This window comes from Halopseudomonas oceani (assembly GCF_002903165.1).
Taxonomy (GTDB): Bacteria; Pseudomonadota; Gammaproteobacteria; order Pseudomonadales; family Pseudomonadaceae; genus Halopseudomonas; species Halopseudomonas oceani.
Genome location: NZ_PPSK01000005.1, coordinates 173,640 through 187,141, shown reverse-complemented (window position 1 = coordinate 187,141; position 13,502 = coordinate 173,640). Strand labels below are relative to the sequence as shown.

The following is a 13,502-nucleotide window of genomic DNA, read 5'->3' as shown; positions in this document are numbered from 1 at the left end:
TGACAGGGGCGTTGCATCAGGTTGCCGTTTGTCTGTGTTCATCAGGGTGTCATTCAACAGCCTGTTGACTGGCCAACTCCTCGATCATCGCCCTTAGCGCTGGCCGCCAGTCAGGCTGCGTGATACCGCATTCGAGTTTCAGCTTGCTGCAGTCGAGTACCGACCAGCCGGGGCGACGGGCCGCGGTCGGGAACTGTGCACTGGTGATGGGAGACAGCGCCGGGCTCTGGGGTAATAGTCTGCAGGCGGTGGCGTCGGCGAATATCTGACCGGCAAAGGTGTACCAGCTGCAGCTGGGTGTCCCGCTCAGATGGTAGATGCCGCTGGCGTTCTCGTGGTCGGCCAGTTGCCAGAGCGCCGTGGCAATGGCCCCAGCAGGAGTCGGGCCGCCGATTTGATCGTCCACTACGCCGAGCTCCTTGCGCTCGGCACCGAGTCGCAGCATGGTTTTGACAAAGTTGCTGCCATGCGAGCTGAAGACCCAGCTGGTGCGCATTACCAGGCCGGCCCTGCCCAGCTCCAGAACCGCTTCCTCACCTGCCAGCTTGCTGGCGCCATAGACGCTGAGTGGATGACAGGCCGCTGTTTCCGGATAGGGCGCCTCAGCGTTGCCGTCAAAAACATAGTCGGTTGACAGCTGGAACAGCCTGGCATTGGCTTCGGCAGCGGCCGCTGCCAGGGCCGCTACAGCCGCAGCGTTGATCTGAAATGCACGCTCAGGTTCACCTTCTGCGTTGTCCACTGCGGTGTAGGCGGCCGCATTGATGATCAAATGCGGGCGCGTGTGAGCAATCCATTGGCGGACCTGCTCTCTGTTCTCCAGGTTCAACTCGGTAGAGTGTGGTGCAATGCACTCTACCGCATCAGGTTTGCAGTCCAGCAGGGCCTGCCCGACCTGTCCGCTTCCGCCAATCAGCAATACCCGCATCAAGTATTCTCGGTCTGAATCAGAGCGCGCAAAAGTGGGTGGTTGCGGTCCTTGTCAGACAATATGGGGTCGGCTACCGGCCACTCGATGGCCAGTTCGGGATCGCTCCACAAAACGCCCCCTTCGTCGCTCGGCAGGTAATAGTCGGTGCACTTGTATTCAAAGTCGGCGACATCGCTGGTGACGCAAAAACCATGGGCGTAGCCGGGCGGAATCCACATCTGCAGGTGGTTTTCGTCGGAGAGCGTGGCGGCGACGTGCTGGCCGAAGGTCGCTGACTGGGGATTAATGTCGACTACAACGTCGAATACACTGCCACGGCTTACGCGCACCAACTTGCCCTGTGGCCGGGTACGCTGGAAGTGCAGACCACGAAGCACGCCTCGGCCCGATCGCGAATGGTTGTCTTGAACAAAGGGCAGCTCGATGCCGATGTCGCGATAGCGCTGGCTCTGGAAGCTCTCCAGGAAGAAGCCGCGCTCGTCACCAAATGTCTGGGGTTGCAGCAACAGGACTCCAGGCAGTGTTGTCTGCTGTACTTTCATTGATCGCCTTCCTGCTGTAGCAGGCGGAGCAGGTACTGGCCGTAGCCCGTCTTGCTCAGGGCAGTGGCCTCTGCTTCAAGCTTCTCCGCCGATAACCAGCCCTGGCGAAAGGCGACTTCCTCAAGGCAGGCCACCTTCAATCCCTGGCGCGCTTCAATGGTCTGGACAAAGGCGCTGGCATCCATCAGTGAGTCGTGGGTTCCGGTGTCCAGCCAGGCAAAGCCACGCCCCAACAGGCTGACCTTGAGATCGCCACGGCGCAGGTAGGCCATATTGACATCGGTTATTTCAAGTTCTCCACGGGCGGAGGGCTTGATGTTGCGGGCGATCTCTATCACGTCGTTGTCATAGAAGTAGAGCCCGGTAACAGCATAGTTGGACTTTGGCGTTGCAGGTTTTTCCTCAATCGATATGGCGGTGCCGCCGGCATCGAACTCAACGACACCGAAGCGCTCCGGATCGCTGACGTGGTAGCCAAAAACCGTGGCGCCTGTTGCACGTGCCGAAGCCTCCTTGAGCATGGAACTGAAGCCGTAACCGTAGAAAATGTTGTCGCCAAGAATCAGGCATACGTTGCTGTCGCCAATGAACTGCTCGCCGATCAGAAAAGCTTGGGCGAGCCCGTCGGGTGAGGGTTGTTCTGCGTAGCTCAGCTGGATGCCGAAGTCGCTGCCGTCACCCAACAGGTTGCGGAAATTCGGAAGGTCCTGCGGTGTGGATATGATCAGGATTTCCCGAATGCCAGCGAGCATAAGTACTGACAGCGGGTAGTAGATCATCGGCTTGTCGTAGATAGGCAGCAGTTGCTTGGAAACACCGCGGGTGATCGGGTGCAGCCGAGTACCGGAGCCGCCAGCCAGAATGATGCCTTTCATGCGCGTTTCCTGTTGTTGGAGTCAGTGTTCGGTGTTGCCGAGCCTGTTCAACTTGTAGTTGCCGTTGAGAACATCTTGCCACCATCGTCGGTTAAGCAAATACCATTCCACGGTCTTGCGGATGCCGCTTTCAAAGGTTTCCTGTGGTACCCAGCCTAGCTCGCGCTGAATTTTTGACGCGTCGATGGCGTAGCGTCGGTCATGCCCGGGTCGATCTTTGACGAATGTAATCAACTCACGATAGCTGGTGATCTGTGCAGGCCGTTCAGCGGACGCCAGCTCGTCTAGCAGCGCACACAGCGTTTCGACTACCTCGATATTGCGTTTCTCGTTGTGCCCGCCGATGTTGTAGGTCTGGCCAACTTCTCCTCGGGTTGCGACCTCAATCAGCGCCCTGGCGTGGTCTTCGACATACAGCCAGTCGCGCACCTGAGCGCCGTCGCCGTACACCGGCAGGGACTTTCCTTGGAGCGCGTTGAGAATGATGTGCGGGATCAGCTTTTCCGGGAAGTGGTAGGGGCCGTAGTTATTGGAGCAGTTGGTTATGACTGTCGGCAGACCGAAGGTGCGTTGCCACGCACGCACTAGGTGGTCAGAGGCTGCCTTGCTGGCGGAATAAGGGGAGCTGGGTGCGTAGGCCGTGGTCTCGCGGAACAGATCTTCGTCACCTTCGAGGTCGCCGTACACTTCGTCGGTCGAAACGTGGTGAAAGCGAAAGCGGGCCTGGTGCTCTTGTGACAGGCCTTGCCAGTAGCCGCGACAGGCTTCCAGCAGGTTGTAGGTGCCGACGATATTGGTCTGAATAAACTCGTTGGGGCCGTCGATGGAGCGGTCAACGTGCGACTCGGCAGCCAGGTGCATGACGATGTCCGGCTGAAATTCCTGTAACAGCAGGCTCATTGCCGCCTGGTCGGTGATGTCCTGCTGGGCGAATCGGTAACGCGGCGACTCAGTGGCACCCGGAAGTGAGTTCAGGTTGCCAGCATATGTCAGTTTGTCGACGTTCAGTACCTGATGAGCTGTACTTGCCAGCAGAGTGCGGACTACGGCAGAACCTATGAAGCCGGCGCCACCGGTGATTAACAGTTTGCGAGCAGGGCTGTTGCTGTTGGCTGGCAAGATAATTGCCTCCCTTACCAAATCGGATGTTAAGTGTCAGGTTTTGGTCGTTACGCAGTTTATGTCAGGCAGCCCATGGATTGTTGGTAGATGATAAGTCGATGTAAAGAATTCCGGACGCCGGAGGTGGCGTGTGCTGAGCGTTAATCAGTTTGTGAGCCAGCCACAGGACAGGCTGTTTAATACCGAGGCATTCTTCCGTTTGCATGCGCCGGACAATGCCTGCTTTTTCCAATGGGTTCTCAAAGGGCGCGCGGTCATGTGCCTGCATGCCAGCGAGGTAAACCCCGGTTGCTGGCGGTCCCCGCGACGCGGTACCTATGGTGGGGTTAGCTTCTTTGCGGACGTTAGCGTGCAGGAGCTTGAGGCGTTTCTGGTTGCGGTACTGGAATATCTGCACCGACAGGGTGTTGAGCGCCTGGAAATACTGTTGCCCCCCATGGCGCACGCCGAGGAACGGGCCGCGGAGCAGTTTTTTGTGTTGCGCTCTTTGGGCTTCACCGAATCGCTCTGCGATGCCAACTATGCGATTGACGTGGACACCAGGCCGCTGCTGGAACACCTCAATTATGCTAATCGAAAGCGCTTGAACAAGTGCCAGCGTGAGGGCTTTGCCGCCAGAATGGCAGAGCCGACTGAGCTGCCGGCAATTTATCAGGTGATAGCGCGCAACCGGTTGGGCAAAGGGTATCCAATGACCATGACCCTCGCGCAACTTACCCAGATGCAGGTGCTTTTCCCGGAGCAGGTTCAGTTGTTTGCTTGTCATGCTGCACAGCAGATGGTCGCATCGGCGGTGTGTCTGCGGGTGTCGCCTGAAGTGCTTTATGTTTTCTATTGGGGCGATGAGGCGGCGTTTTCCCAGTTTAGCCCCATAACCCTGCTTGCCAGTGCCATCTATGAATACTGTCAACAGCAGGCCATCGCCCTGCTCGATATTGGTACTGCAAGCGCTGACGGTCAGGCCAATCACGGCCTGATTCGCTTTAAGCGGGGGCTCGGCTGCGAGGCTTCGCTGAAATTCAGACTGGAGAAAACCCTTGAGTCGTGACTTGCAGCAGTATCAACAGGACTATCACGCGTTGCCGTTCGAGGCGACGCAACTGTCGTTCCGGCGGCGCGTGGTTCTGGAGCAGATCGCCGCCTGCGAGCCGCGACGGCTGGTGGAAGTGGGTTGTGGATTGCGCCCGTTGTTCTGTGACTGGACTGGTTCAGAGGTGATCACGGTGGTCGAGCCGGCCGCCGAGTTTGCCTCCAACGCCCGTGTCCTGTCGGCTGATGACCCTCGTGTGCATGTCCTGGAGGGGCGTCTGGAAGACGTTGCCGATCAGCTCGATGGCGAACCCGATATGGTCATTGTCAGCAGTCTGTTGCATGAGGTTGAGCATCCTGAGGCGCTGTTGGCTGCGGTCAGACGGATCTGCGGTACTGACACGCTGGTGCATTTCAACGTGCCCAATGCGTATTCGATTCACCGCCTGCTGGCGGTCGAAATGGGGCTGATTGAAGACCCCTTTACTCTATCCGGCACTCAGACCCGCATGCAGCAGCACAGCACTTTCAGCCAGGAGTCGTTGCAGTCGTTGCTTGAGGCCAACGGTTTTGCAGTCCAGGACAGTGGCAGTTTTTTCATTAAGCCGTTTACCCATGCGCAGATGCAGCAGCTGGTTGATCAGGGGATGCTGACTGCTGACCACCTAGAAGGCTTGTTCAAACTGTGCCGGCGATTGCCGGCGTTCGGTTCGGAGATATATGCCAATGCCAAACTCTGCTGACGCCGATGTTGTATTGCTGGGCAACAATCTTGCCCTGATGGTCGCTGGACGAGAGCTCGCCTTGCAGGGGCGCTCGGTAATCATGCTTACCGATAGCAAGCGTCCCGGTGCCCATTTCACCGGAATGCGTATCGATAATTACGACTTCGATATCGGGATGGTGCTGTTTGAGCAGGTGATGCGTGGCGAACAGTCGACGGATGTAACTGGCTACGATGATCGGGTCCGCAACGATTCTGCGCGGTTTGCGGCGGTAGTCGCCGAATATGTCGGGCAGTTTGTGACGACGGTGCCGGTGCCTACACCGTCAGTATGGCTTGATGGGCAACGCCACCCTGACTTTGTGATTGCCAACCGGCTTGATTACTTTGCGTCCGCTGCCTGTCGCCCGGAGCTGGCTGAAGCTGTGGCTGCGCTGCCCGATCCGGGCGTGCTGCACGCTTCTCGCAAGCTGACGCCCGGCTATCAGTGGGTCAGCTATGAGGAGGCTTCGCTGGCAAACCATGGCGCGCCGCTGCACGCGTTGTTCGAAGGGCTGGTGCAGAAGATAACCCGCCGCTCCAGTCGCGATATTCTGGCACCCTGGCATCGCTTGGCGTGGCTGCCTCTCTACTACCCAGAGACCCTCAAGGCGGCGTTGCAGGGCGAGCCTTGCGGGTTGCCAGAATATCCGTTTCGCGCCGCGCAAGAGGGGTTTACCGGGGCGTTCGTCAGGGAGTTGCAGGCGAGCATGCTCGCTGCCGGCGTGACCCTCGTCGAGACTCCGCTTGAGCGCTGTGAACCTGAGGCCTGTGGTGGGCTGGTTACGACCGTTGATGGCAGTAGTTGGCGTGCCCCGGTGTTGGTCATGGGCCTGGCTCAGGGGCGGGCAGCCGAGCTGCTTGGGATTGGGCAGAAGCCGCCCGTGGGCGCCTCGGTGCGGATCTGCTTCGGGCTGATTCCGAGAACCAGTCTCTTAAGTCTGGACAGTTGTCTGTTGGTGTTGGATGAGCGGTATGCCATTTACCGTGTAACCAACCAGGATGTCGCGGCCGGGACTGACGATCCTCTCTGTCGAGTGACGGTCGAGCTGAATCCACAGTGGGCCGAGCACGTTTACCCTGGCCTGGATGATGCTGCATTGCAGAATAGGGTCTTTGCGGAGCTGGTCGAGTTCGGTGTTATCAGTCAGCCAGAAGACTTCCGCCTGCTGCGCAGTATCGATGCGAGCGGTGCGTTGCCATTTGCCGATCAGTCGCTGTTGGACTTCAGCCGCCAGCTTGGCGACGCCGCCGCTCAATGGCCTGGACTGGAGCTGACCGCGAGCTTGCTCGGAATGGGCGTTTCTTCATTCAACGATCAGATTATTCAAGGGCTCAAGCTGGCCCGAACCTGGAGCCATTGATGACGGATTCTCTGGAAAGTCTTGAGCATATCGCTCAGCGCTACCATCTCAGTGATGAGGTGCCGGACCGCTTTATTGAAAGTGCTTGCCAACACTACTGCTGTGATTGGATCGCTGGTCATCTGCAAGGCGCAGAAAGCGTGCTGGAACTGGGATATGGTGACGGAATAACCCTCTCTCGGCTTAGTCCGCTGGTTCCGAGTTACCGGGTAATCGAAGGCGCGAAGAGCCTCGCGGAGCGTGTGCGGCGTGAGCATCCGAAGGTTGAGGTTCTGCATCAATTGTTTGAGGAGCATCAGTCTGCGCAGCCCTACGACCGGGTCTTGGCGTTGCATGTTCTGGAACACGTTGACGATCCGGTTAGCCTGCTGCGCCACATGGCCAATTGGATGGGGCCGGATTCGGAGATGATCGTGGTCGTTCCCAACAGTGAGTCGTTGCACCGGCGTCTTGCGGTCTTGATGGGGCTGCAGCCAGAGCTGGATACGCTTAGCGCCCGCGACAAGGTCGTGGGACATCAGCGAGTGTATGACCTCGCCGGGTTGATTGCTGACCTTGAAGCCGGTGGTTTTGAGGTGATCGAGAGCAAGGGGTTTTTCCTCAAGACGCTGCCCAACTCAATGATGCTTGAGTACAGCGAGGGGCTGATCGCAGGGCTCAATGCACTCAGTGAGCAGTTGCCTGCGCAATTGCTTGCAAATCTGGCTGTGCGTGTCCGTCTGGCGAGTGCGTCCGATGGCTGATGCTCGTGTTCCGTTTCTCGATCTGAGAGCGCTTAACGAGCCTTTTCGCCCGGCAATTCGAGAAGCGTTGGACCGTGTTATGGATTCGGGTTATTACCTGCTCGGCGAGGAGGTTGCCGCTTTCGAGGGTCGGTTTGCGCGCTACTGCGGGTGCGCTGCCGCTATCGGCGTGGCCAATGGGCTGGATGCGCTTACCCTGGTGCTGAGAGGGTGGAAGGAACTCGGGCAACTGAGCGATGGCGACGAAGTCATCGTGCCCGCCAACACCTACATCGCAACGCTGCTGGCGATCAGCGCCAGCGGTTTGGTGCCGGTGCCGGTTGACCCCGATGCTGACTCTTTCAATCTTGACGCAGACGGTGTTCGGCGTGCGCTCACAGCGCGTACACGCGTGGTTTTGCCGGTGCATCTGTATGGTCGTATGGTCGACATGCCGGCGATTATGTCGCTGGCACAGGAGCACGGCTTGCTGGTGCTGGAAGATGCGGCTCAGGCGCATGGCGCGACGTGTGAGGGACAGCGGGCCGGCAGTTGGGGGCACGCTGCCGGTTTTAGCTTTTACCCGGGCAAGGTGCTCGGCGCTCTCGGAGATGCCGGCGCGGTGACGACCTCGGATCCGGAGCTGGCAGGCGTGGTGCGCTGTCTTGCAAACTACGGATCCAGTGAGAAGTACATTTTTCCCGTTAAGGGAAGCAACAGTCGGATGGATGAGTTACAGGCAGCGATTCTGAATATCAAGCTGAACGAACTGGAACAACATCTGACTGGGCGCAGGGCGGCAGCGCTGGCTTATCAGCAGGGAATTGCCAATTCTGCACTCAAACTGCCGACGGGTGTCTTAGACGAGCATGCCTGGCACCTTTACGTTGTGCGCTGTCGCGAGCGCGAGCGCTTGCGCGAGCACCTGACCCGCGAAGGTATCGGTTGCCTGATACATTACCCGCTGCCGCCACATCGCCAGGGAGCCTATGCTGATTTGAGCACCCGGGTCTTGCCGATTACCGAGCGTCTGTCGGAAAGCGTGCTCAGTCTGCCGATTTATCCTGGGGTGGACTCGCAGTCTGTCATTGATGCCTGCAATCGGTTCTCCGGTGCGGCTTGGTCCGAATAACAACACAGGAGACCTCACCTTGGCGCTGGACGATTGTCGAATTATCGAATTGCCGCAAGTACATGATCAGCGTGGCAATTTGACCTTTGTCGAGGGCGGACGTCACGTACCCTTCGATATACGCCGTGCGTACTATCTGTATGACGTTCCTGCCGGCTCGCACCGTGGTGGGCATGCCCATCGCGAGTTGTCTCAGTTGATCATCGCGATGTCCGGCAGCTTCGACATCTTGCTGGATGACGGGTGCGAAAAGAGAAAGTTCCACCTGGCTCGGCCGCATTATGGCCTGCTGATTACGCCGATGGTGTGGCGAGAGATGGACAACTTTTCAGGTGGTTCTGTCTGCATGGTGTTGGCCTCCGCGCACTATGACGAGAGTGACTATTTTCGCGATTACCAGCAGTTCTGTGCGGCAGCATCGCGCTGATCCATCAGTGCTGTTGCGATGACGTTTATTTATTGCCGGGGGGCTCTTTCTCACCCGGTTAATCCAGGAATCAGGGAATCCCATGCGCGTTGAAAAACCTGTTGATGTTTCCGTTGTTGTCATGTCGTACAACAATGCACGCTACATCGGTGAGACCATCGAATCGGTTCTGGCCCAGCAGGATGTTGAGCTTGAGCTGATCATTGTGGATGACTGCTCCACTGACGGCTCTTTGGATGTTGTCCGCCGCTACCAGAAAGACCCGCGGCTCAGCGTGCAGGTAAACGCTGAGAACCTCGGACAGACCGGCAACTTCAACAAGTGTGTGGTCTGCGGAACGGGCCGCTATGTTGTCGTGCTTGGCTCTGATGATGTTCTGTATCCCGGGCACCTGGCCGAGCTGGTCAAGGCCCTGGATGCCAATCCTGAGGCTGCCCTGGCCTATTCGCAATGTACGTGGATTGATGAGGCCGGGAAGGTGCTGAAGTATGTGGACCATCGCGGACACCTGCCCCAGTCCTATTCCGGTGGGCGAGATGAGGTTGTTGATTTGTTGTCATTCGACAACTACATCACGCCCTCGACGGTGATGCTGCGTCGCAGCATTTTGGATGATATTCGCCTCGAGAACGGCGATTACGCGCAAGAAGGGATGCTCGCGGGTGATTGGGAGCTGTGGGTTCGGATTGCCCGCCATCACCCGAACTTCGCCTTTGTCAGACGCTCGTCGGTAGGCTATCGGGTGCACGGCAACCAGGTATCTCAGGATTTTTATCGCTCCGAGCGGCCGCTATGGGAGCATCTGCACATCCTCGAACTGAACCTGCTTGATCTGGCGACTCGGCCGCGCCTGCAAGCGGCAGCTGAAAGGGTTTGGCAGTTGGTCGAGGGGCGCATGTCGCATTTCTCGCCAGAGGTGGTTGCCAAGTACCGCGACGATATTACGCGAGTGCGACGTTTGCTCTTTGCTCTTCCTGAGGTGGATGAGGCGAGTTCCGATTTTCTTTTTTCTGTGGTGGTGACCACCTACAACCGTCCGGCGATGCTGCTGGACGCATTACGCAGTCTGTCTGCCCAGACTCTGCGTGACTTCGAAGTGATTCTGGTGAATGACCACGGTGAGCCAGTGGAAGCGCTGCTGGGTGAGTTTGATTTTCCGCTCACGTATATCTACAAGGGGCGCAACGAGGGTTTGTCTGCTGCGCGCAACTCGGCACTGGCGCTGGCGCGCGGGCGCTACGTTTGCTACCTGGATGACGACGACTGCTATGCGCCATCTCACCTGCAGACGCTGCTTGCGGCGTTCGAGGAGCACGGCGAATGTGTTGTTTATACCGGGGTAGAATACGTTGCCGAACGTATTGAGGCGGGTGAACGGGTAGAGCTCTCGCGTGAAGTCCAGTTTGTACACGACAGTTATGACCGTGAGCGACTGTTCATTCATAACTACATACCGGTAAATACCTGGGCTCATCCGCGCTCTATGCTGCGCGACGTCGGGCAGTTCGATACCAGCCTGACCGCGCTCGAAGATTGGGACCTGCTGCTGCGCCTGGCGGCTCGCTTCCCTCTGGTGCATGTGGCGGACGTCACCGCCGAGGTGCGGACCCGGGAAGCTGGAAGCGGTTCGGATGATCATATGTTGAGCCGCGAACGAGAGCGGTTCGCCTCTTTATACCAGGAGATCTATCGACGCCATTCTGATTTGGCCAGTGACCGTGTTCGCAAGGGGCGAGCGCTTCAGCTCCGAAGCCTTGGGGTGACCGGCAAGGTCGATGCGACGCCAGTGCGCACCTGGCTCGCTTCTCGGGTGATGACGCCGGTGCAGCAGCGACTTGCGAAGGAGCACATTGAAGCGTGTCGATCCGCTGGCGCGACGCTGACTGTTCTTGTACTGGATATGGCTGCCGACGCAGCTGCGTTGGCGCGGTCGATCCGCTCACTGACCTGCGACGTCGATGCCGGGAACATCTCGCTGCATGTGTTGAGTACCGGCGCGCGGCCGGATAACTCGATGCCAGCCTGGAGTCAATGTGAGCAGCAAGACTGGGTCGAAGCGCTAAACCGTTTGCTGGCAGAGCTGACCTGCGACTGGGTCATGTTGTTGCAGGCCGGCGATGAGCTGGTTTCCAGCGGGGTGCAGGTGGTGTCGCTGGAATTGTTGGCCAACCCCGACTGCCGTGCCATCTATGCGGATGCGTTGTGGCACCAGGAAGGTGATGACCTTGGTCCCCTTTTGCGTCCGGACTTCAACCTCGACTACTTGTTGAGTTTTCCTCGTGGCCTGATCGGTAACTGGTTGTTCCGACGCACCGAACTACTGGGGCTGGGAGGCTTCGCGCAAGATAGTGGCGAGGCCATGGAGCTGGATGTGGTGTTGCGTCTGATCAACCAGCAGGGAGTGAGCGGTTTTGGGCATGTTTCCGAGCCACTGGTGCTGAACTCGGCATCACTGCTTACCGACTCCGTAAACGAGCGTGACGCCATCACCCGGCATCTGCGTGCGCGTGGCTATGACCAGGCTGCTGTTGTGGCGGTTCGGCCTGGGCAGTATCGGGTCGAATACGGACACAGCGAGCAGCCTTTAGTCTCCATCGTCATTATCGTACGAGACCAACTGGCGGCAGCCCAGCGCTGTGTCATGAGTGTGCTGGAGCATACTCGGTACCCCAGATATCAGATTCTGCTGGTGGATAACGCGAGCTCTGATCCGGCAACGCTGCAGTGGCTGCAGTCGGTTGAAGAGATGGCGAGTGATCAACTGCTGGTCCTGCGTTCAGCCACGGAGCTGTCCGACAGCGACCTATACAACCAGGCAGCCTTGAACGCCGAGGGTGACTATCTGTTGTTGTTACAGGCAGAGGCGGCGGTGCTGGAGGCCGGTTGGCTGGACGCGCTGCTCAATCATGGACTGCGGCCGGAGGTGGGCGCTGTAGGTGCCAAAGCGATTGATGCTGATGGCAAGGTAACCAGTGCCGGTCTTGTACTTGGGCTGCAGGGGCCCGCGGGCAGGGTGTTTGTCGGTGAGTCGGTCGATGCGCCCGGCTATATGCAGCGCCTGCAGGTTGACCTGAATCCAAGCGCGCTGGGTGCGGGCTGTGTGCTGGTCCGCAAGTCTGTCTACGTTGAGCTTGGTGGTCTTGACGCTGTCGAGTTTGATGGTCAAGCGGCGCTGCTGGATCTGTGCCTGCGGTTGACGGCAAACGGCCATCTGTTGGTCTGGACGCCGGCGGCTACGCTGTTGCTTGCGAGCACACCTGAGGCGTTGCCTACTGAGGTTGAGGACAAACTCTATCAACGTTGGCTGCCACGCTTGGCACGGGATCCTGCCTATAACGCGAATTTTTCCTTAGTAAGGAAGGGCGGCTTCAAGCTGACTGATACGCAGATTTCCTGGCGGCCGCTGGATATCTGGCGGCCCAGTCCAGTTGTGCTGGCGCACCCTGCCGACATCTTTGGTTGCGGGCACTATCGTGTGATTCAACCGTTCGGCGCGTTGTTGGCGGCCGGGCTGGTGGACGGTGCGCTTTCACAAGGGTTGATGCACCCTGCTGACCTTGAGCGATACAACCCGGATGTGATCATTTTGCAGCGCCAGATCGGTGACGAGCGTTTGGAAGCGATGCGGCGCATGAAAGCCTTCTCTCCAGCCTTTAAAGTGTATGAGCTTGACGACTATCTACCCAATCTGCCGATGAAGAGTGTTCACCGGGCACATATGCCCAAGGACATCGTGCGCTCGCTCAAGCGCGGTCTTGCGCTGGTAGACCGGTTCGTTGTTTCCACCGAACCGTTGGCTGAGGCGCTGAGTGGTTATCACCCTGATATTCGCATGGTCCCCAATCGGCTGGAGCCGCGCATTTGGGGCAACCTGCCGGAGTCTCTGCGGGGGCAGTCCGGAAAACCGCGCGTCGGCTGGGCTGGTGGCTCCAGTCATACTGGTGACCTTGAACTGATCATGGATGTTGTTCGTGATCTGGCAAGTGAGGTTGAGTGGGTGTTCTTTGGGATGTGTCCGGATGCGATCAGGCCCTATGTGCATGAATTTCATCCCGGTGTACGGATCGACGAGTATCCGCGTAAGCTGGCAAGCCTTAATCTGGACCTGGCATTGGCCCCAGTTGAAGAGAACCTGTTCAACGAGTGCAAGAGTAATCTGCGTCTGCTCGAATATGGCATCTGCGCGTACCCGGTCATCTGCTCGGACGTACGCTGTTACGCGGGTGATTTGCCGGTAACTCGAGTGAAGAACCGTTATCGCGACTGGATGGAGGCGATTCGCATGCACCTGGCCGACGCTGCCGCCTCAGCCAGCCAGGGCAGGGCCCTGCAGCAGGCGGTGCGTGCGCGCTGGATGTTGGACGAGCAGGGGCTCACCGCCTGGCAGCAGGGCTGGTTGCCCTGAACCGTTGGGCAGTGACGAACGGTCGCTAAAGGATTTCTGCCTGAGGTCGATACATGGATCGTGGCTGGCATGGTTGCCAGTCACGCTATAGCTGACTGGAAGAATTCGCCGATAAAAAATGAATTTCCTCCTAAAGCTTTCGGACAAGGTGTCGATAAAGTAATCGAATGCGAACTCAATGGGTGCCTGG

The 13,502-nt window shown here is 58.3% G+C and carries 11 protein-coding genes; 7 read left to right on the top strand and 4 right to left on the bottom strand.

From position 1 onward, the window contains the following. Positions 1-49 precede the first annotated feature (49 nt). The 4 genes from rfbD to rfbB are packed head-to-tail and all read right to left on the bottom strand — an operon-like array spanning position 50 to position 3,467. Complete coding sequence (rfbD, locus tag C1949_RS08020; RefSeq protein WP_104737956.1) at positions 50-928, bottom strand: dTDP-4-dehydrorhamnose reductase; 879 nt, start codon at positions 926-928, stop codon at positions 50-52. Then, complete coding sequence (gene rfbC, locus C1949_RS08015; protein WP_104737955.1) at positions 928-1,473, bottom strand: dTDP-4-dehydrorhamnose 3,5-epimerase; 546 nt, start codon at positions 1,471-1,473, stop codon at positions 928-930. The genes rfbD and rfbC overlap by 1 nt, the downstream gene beginning before the upstream one ends. Beyond that, entirely contained in the window at positions 1,470-2,348 is an 879-nt protein-coding gene (gene rfbA, locus C1949_RS08010) for a glucose-1-phosphate thymidylyltransferase RfbA (RefSeq protein WP_104737954.1), read from the bottom strand. The genes rfbC and rfbA overlap by 4 nt, the downstream gene beginning before the upstream one ends. A gap of 21 nt (positions 2,349-2,369) precedes the next feature. Then, entirely contained in the window at positions 2,370-3,467 is a 1,098-nt protein-coding gene (rfbB, locus tag C1949_RS08005) for a dTDP-glucose 4,6-dehydratase (protein WP_104737953.1), read from the bottom strand. 133 nt (positions 3,468-3,600) lie between these two features. Here rfbB and C1949_RS08000 point away from each other — a divergent pair, with 133 nt between their 5' ends. The 7 genes from C1949_RS08000 (at position 3,601) to C1949_RS07970 (ending at position 13,312) form a co-directional block, all read left to right on the top strand. Beyond that, the gene (locus tag C1949_RS08000; RefSeq protein ID WP_104737952.1) at positions 3,601-4,518 is read left to right on the top strand and encodes a GNAT family N-acetyltransferase; all 918 of its coding nucleotides are present in this window, start codon (positions 3,601-3,603) and stop codon (positions 4,516-4,518) included. Beyond that, positions 4,508-5,242 carry a class I SAM-dependent methyltransferase gene (locus C1949_RS07995; RefSeq protein WP_104737951.1) on the top strand — a complete coding sequence of 245 codons (735 nt, stop codon included), beginning with the start codon at positions 4,508-4,510 and terminating at the stop codon, positions 5,240-5,242. Before C1949_RS08000 ends, C1949_RS07995 begins: the two co-directional genes overlap by 11 nt. Next, positions 5,226-6,626, top strand: a complete 1,401-nt coding sequence (locus tag C1949_RS07990) for a hypothetical protein (protein ID WP_104737950.1) — start codon at positions 5,226-5,228, stop codon at positions 6,624-6,626. The genes C1949_RS07995 and C1949_RS07990 overlap by 17 nt, the downstream gene beginning before the upstream one ends. After that, complete coding sequence (locus C1949_RS07985; RefSeq protein WP_170063028.1) at positions 6,626-7,369, top strand: class I SAM-dependent methyltransferase; 744 nt, start codon at positions 6,626-6,628, stop codon at positions 7,367-7,369. Before C1949_RS07990 ends, C1949_RS07985 begins: the two co-directional genes overlap by 1 nt. Then, positions 7,362-8,480 (top strand): DegT/DnrJ/EryC1/StrS family aminotransferase, encoded by a 1,119-nt coding sequence (locus C1949_RS07980; protein ID WP_104737948.1) that lies wholly within the window; start codon positions 7,362-7,364, stop codon positions 8,478-8,480. The genes C1949_RS07985 and C1949_RS07980 overlap by 8 nt, the downstream gene beginning before the upstream one ends. Before the next feature lie 19 nt (positions 8,481-8,499). After that, positions 8,500-8,907, top strand: coding sequence for a sugar 3,4-ketoisomerase (locus tag C1949_RS07975; RefSeq protein WP_104737947.1), 408 nt, complete (start codon positions 8,500-8,502; stop codon positions 8,905-8,907). An 82-nt stretch (positions 8,908-8,989) separates the two neighbouring features. Next, entirely contained in the window at positions 8,990-13,312 is a 4,323-nt protein-coding gene (locus C1949_RS07970; RefSeq protein ID WP_104737946.1) for a glycosyltransferase, read from the top strand. Positions 13,313-13,502 lie beyond the last annotated feature (190 nt).

Excerpts from the sequence above, each read along its gene's own strand:
- rfbD (WP_104737956.1), bottom strand. The coding sequence starts at position 928 with ATGCGGGTATTGCTGATTGGCGGAAGCGGACAGGTCGGGCAGGCCCTG.
- rfbC (WP_104737955.1), bottom strand. The coding sequence starts at position 1,473 with ATGAAAGTACAGCAGACAACACTGCCTGGAGTCCTGTTGCTGCAACCC.
- rfbA (WP_104737954.1), bottom strand. The coding sequence starts at position 2,348 with ATGAAAGGCATCATTCTGGCTGGCGGCTCCGGTACTCGGCTGCACCCG.
- C1949_RS07990 (WP_104737950.1), top strand. The coding sequence starts at position 5,226 with ATGCCAAACTCTGCTGACGCCGATGTTGTATTGCTGGGCAACAATCTT.
- C1949_RS07985 (WP_170063028.1), top strand. The coding sequence starts at position 6,626 with ATGACGGATTCTCTGGAAAGTCTTGAGCATATCGCTCAGCGCTACCAT.
- C1949_RS07980 (WP_104737948.1), top strand. The coding sequence starts at position 7,362 with ATGGCTGATGCTCGTGTTCCGTTTCTCGATCTGAGAGCGCTTAACGAG.
- C1949_RS07970 (WP_104737946.1), top strand. The coding sequence starts at position 8,990 with ATGCGCGTTGAAAAACCTGTTGATGTTTCCGTTGTTGTCATGTCGTAC.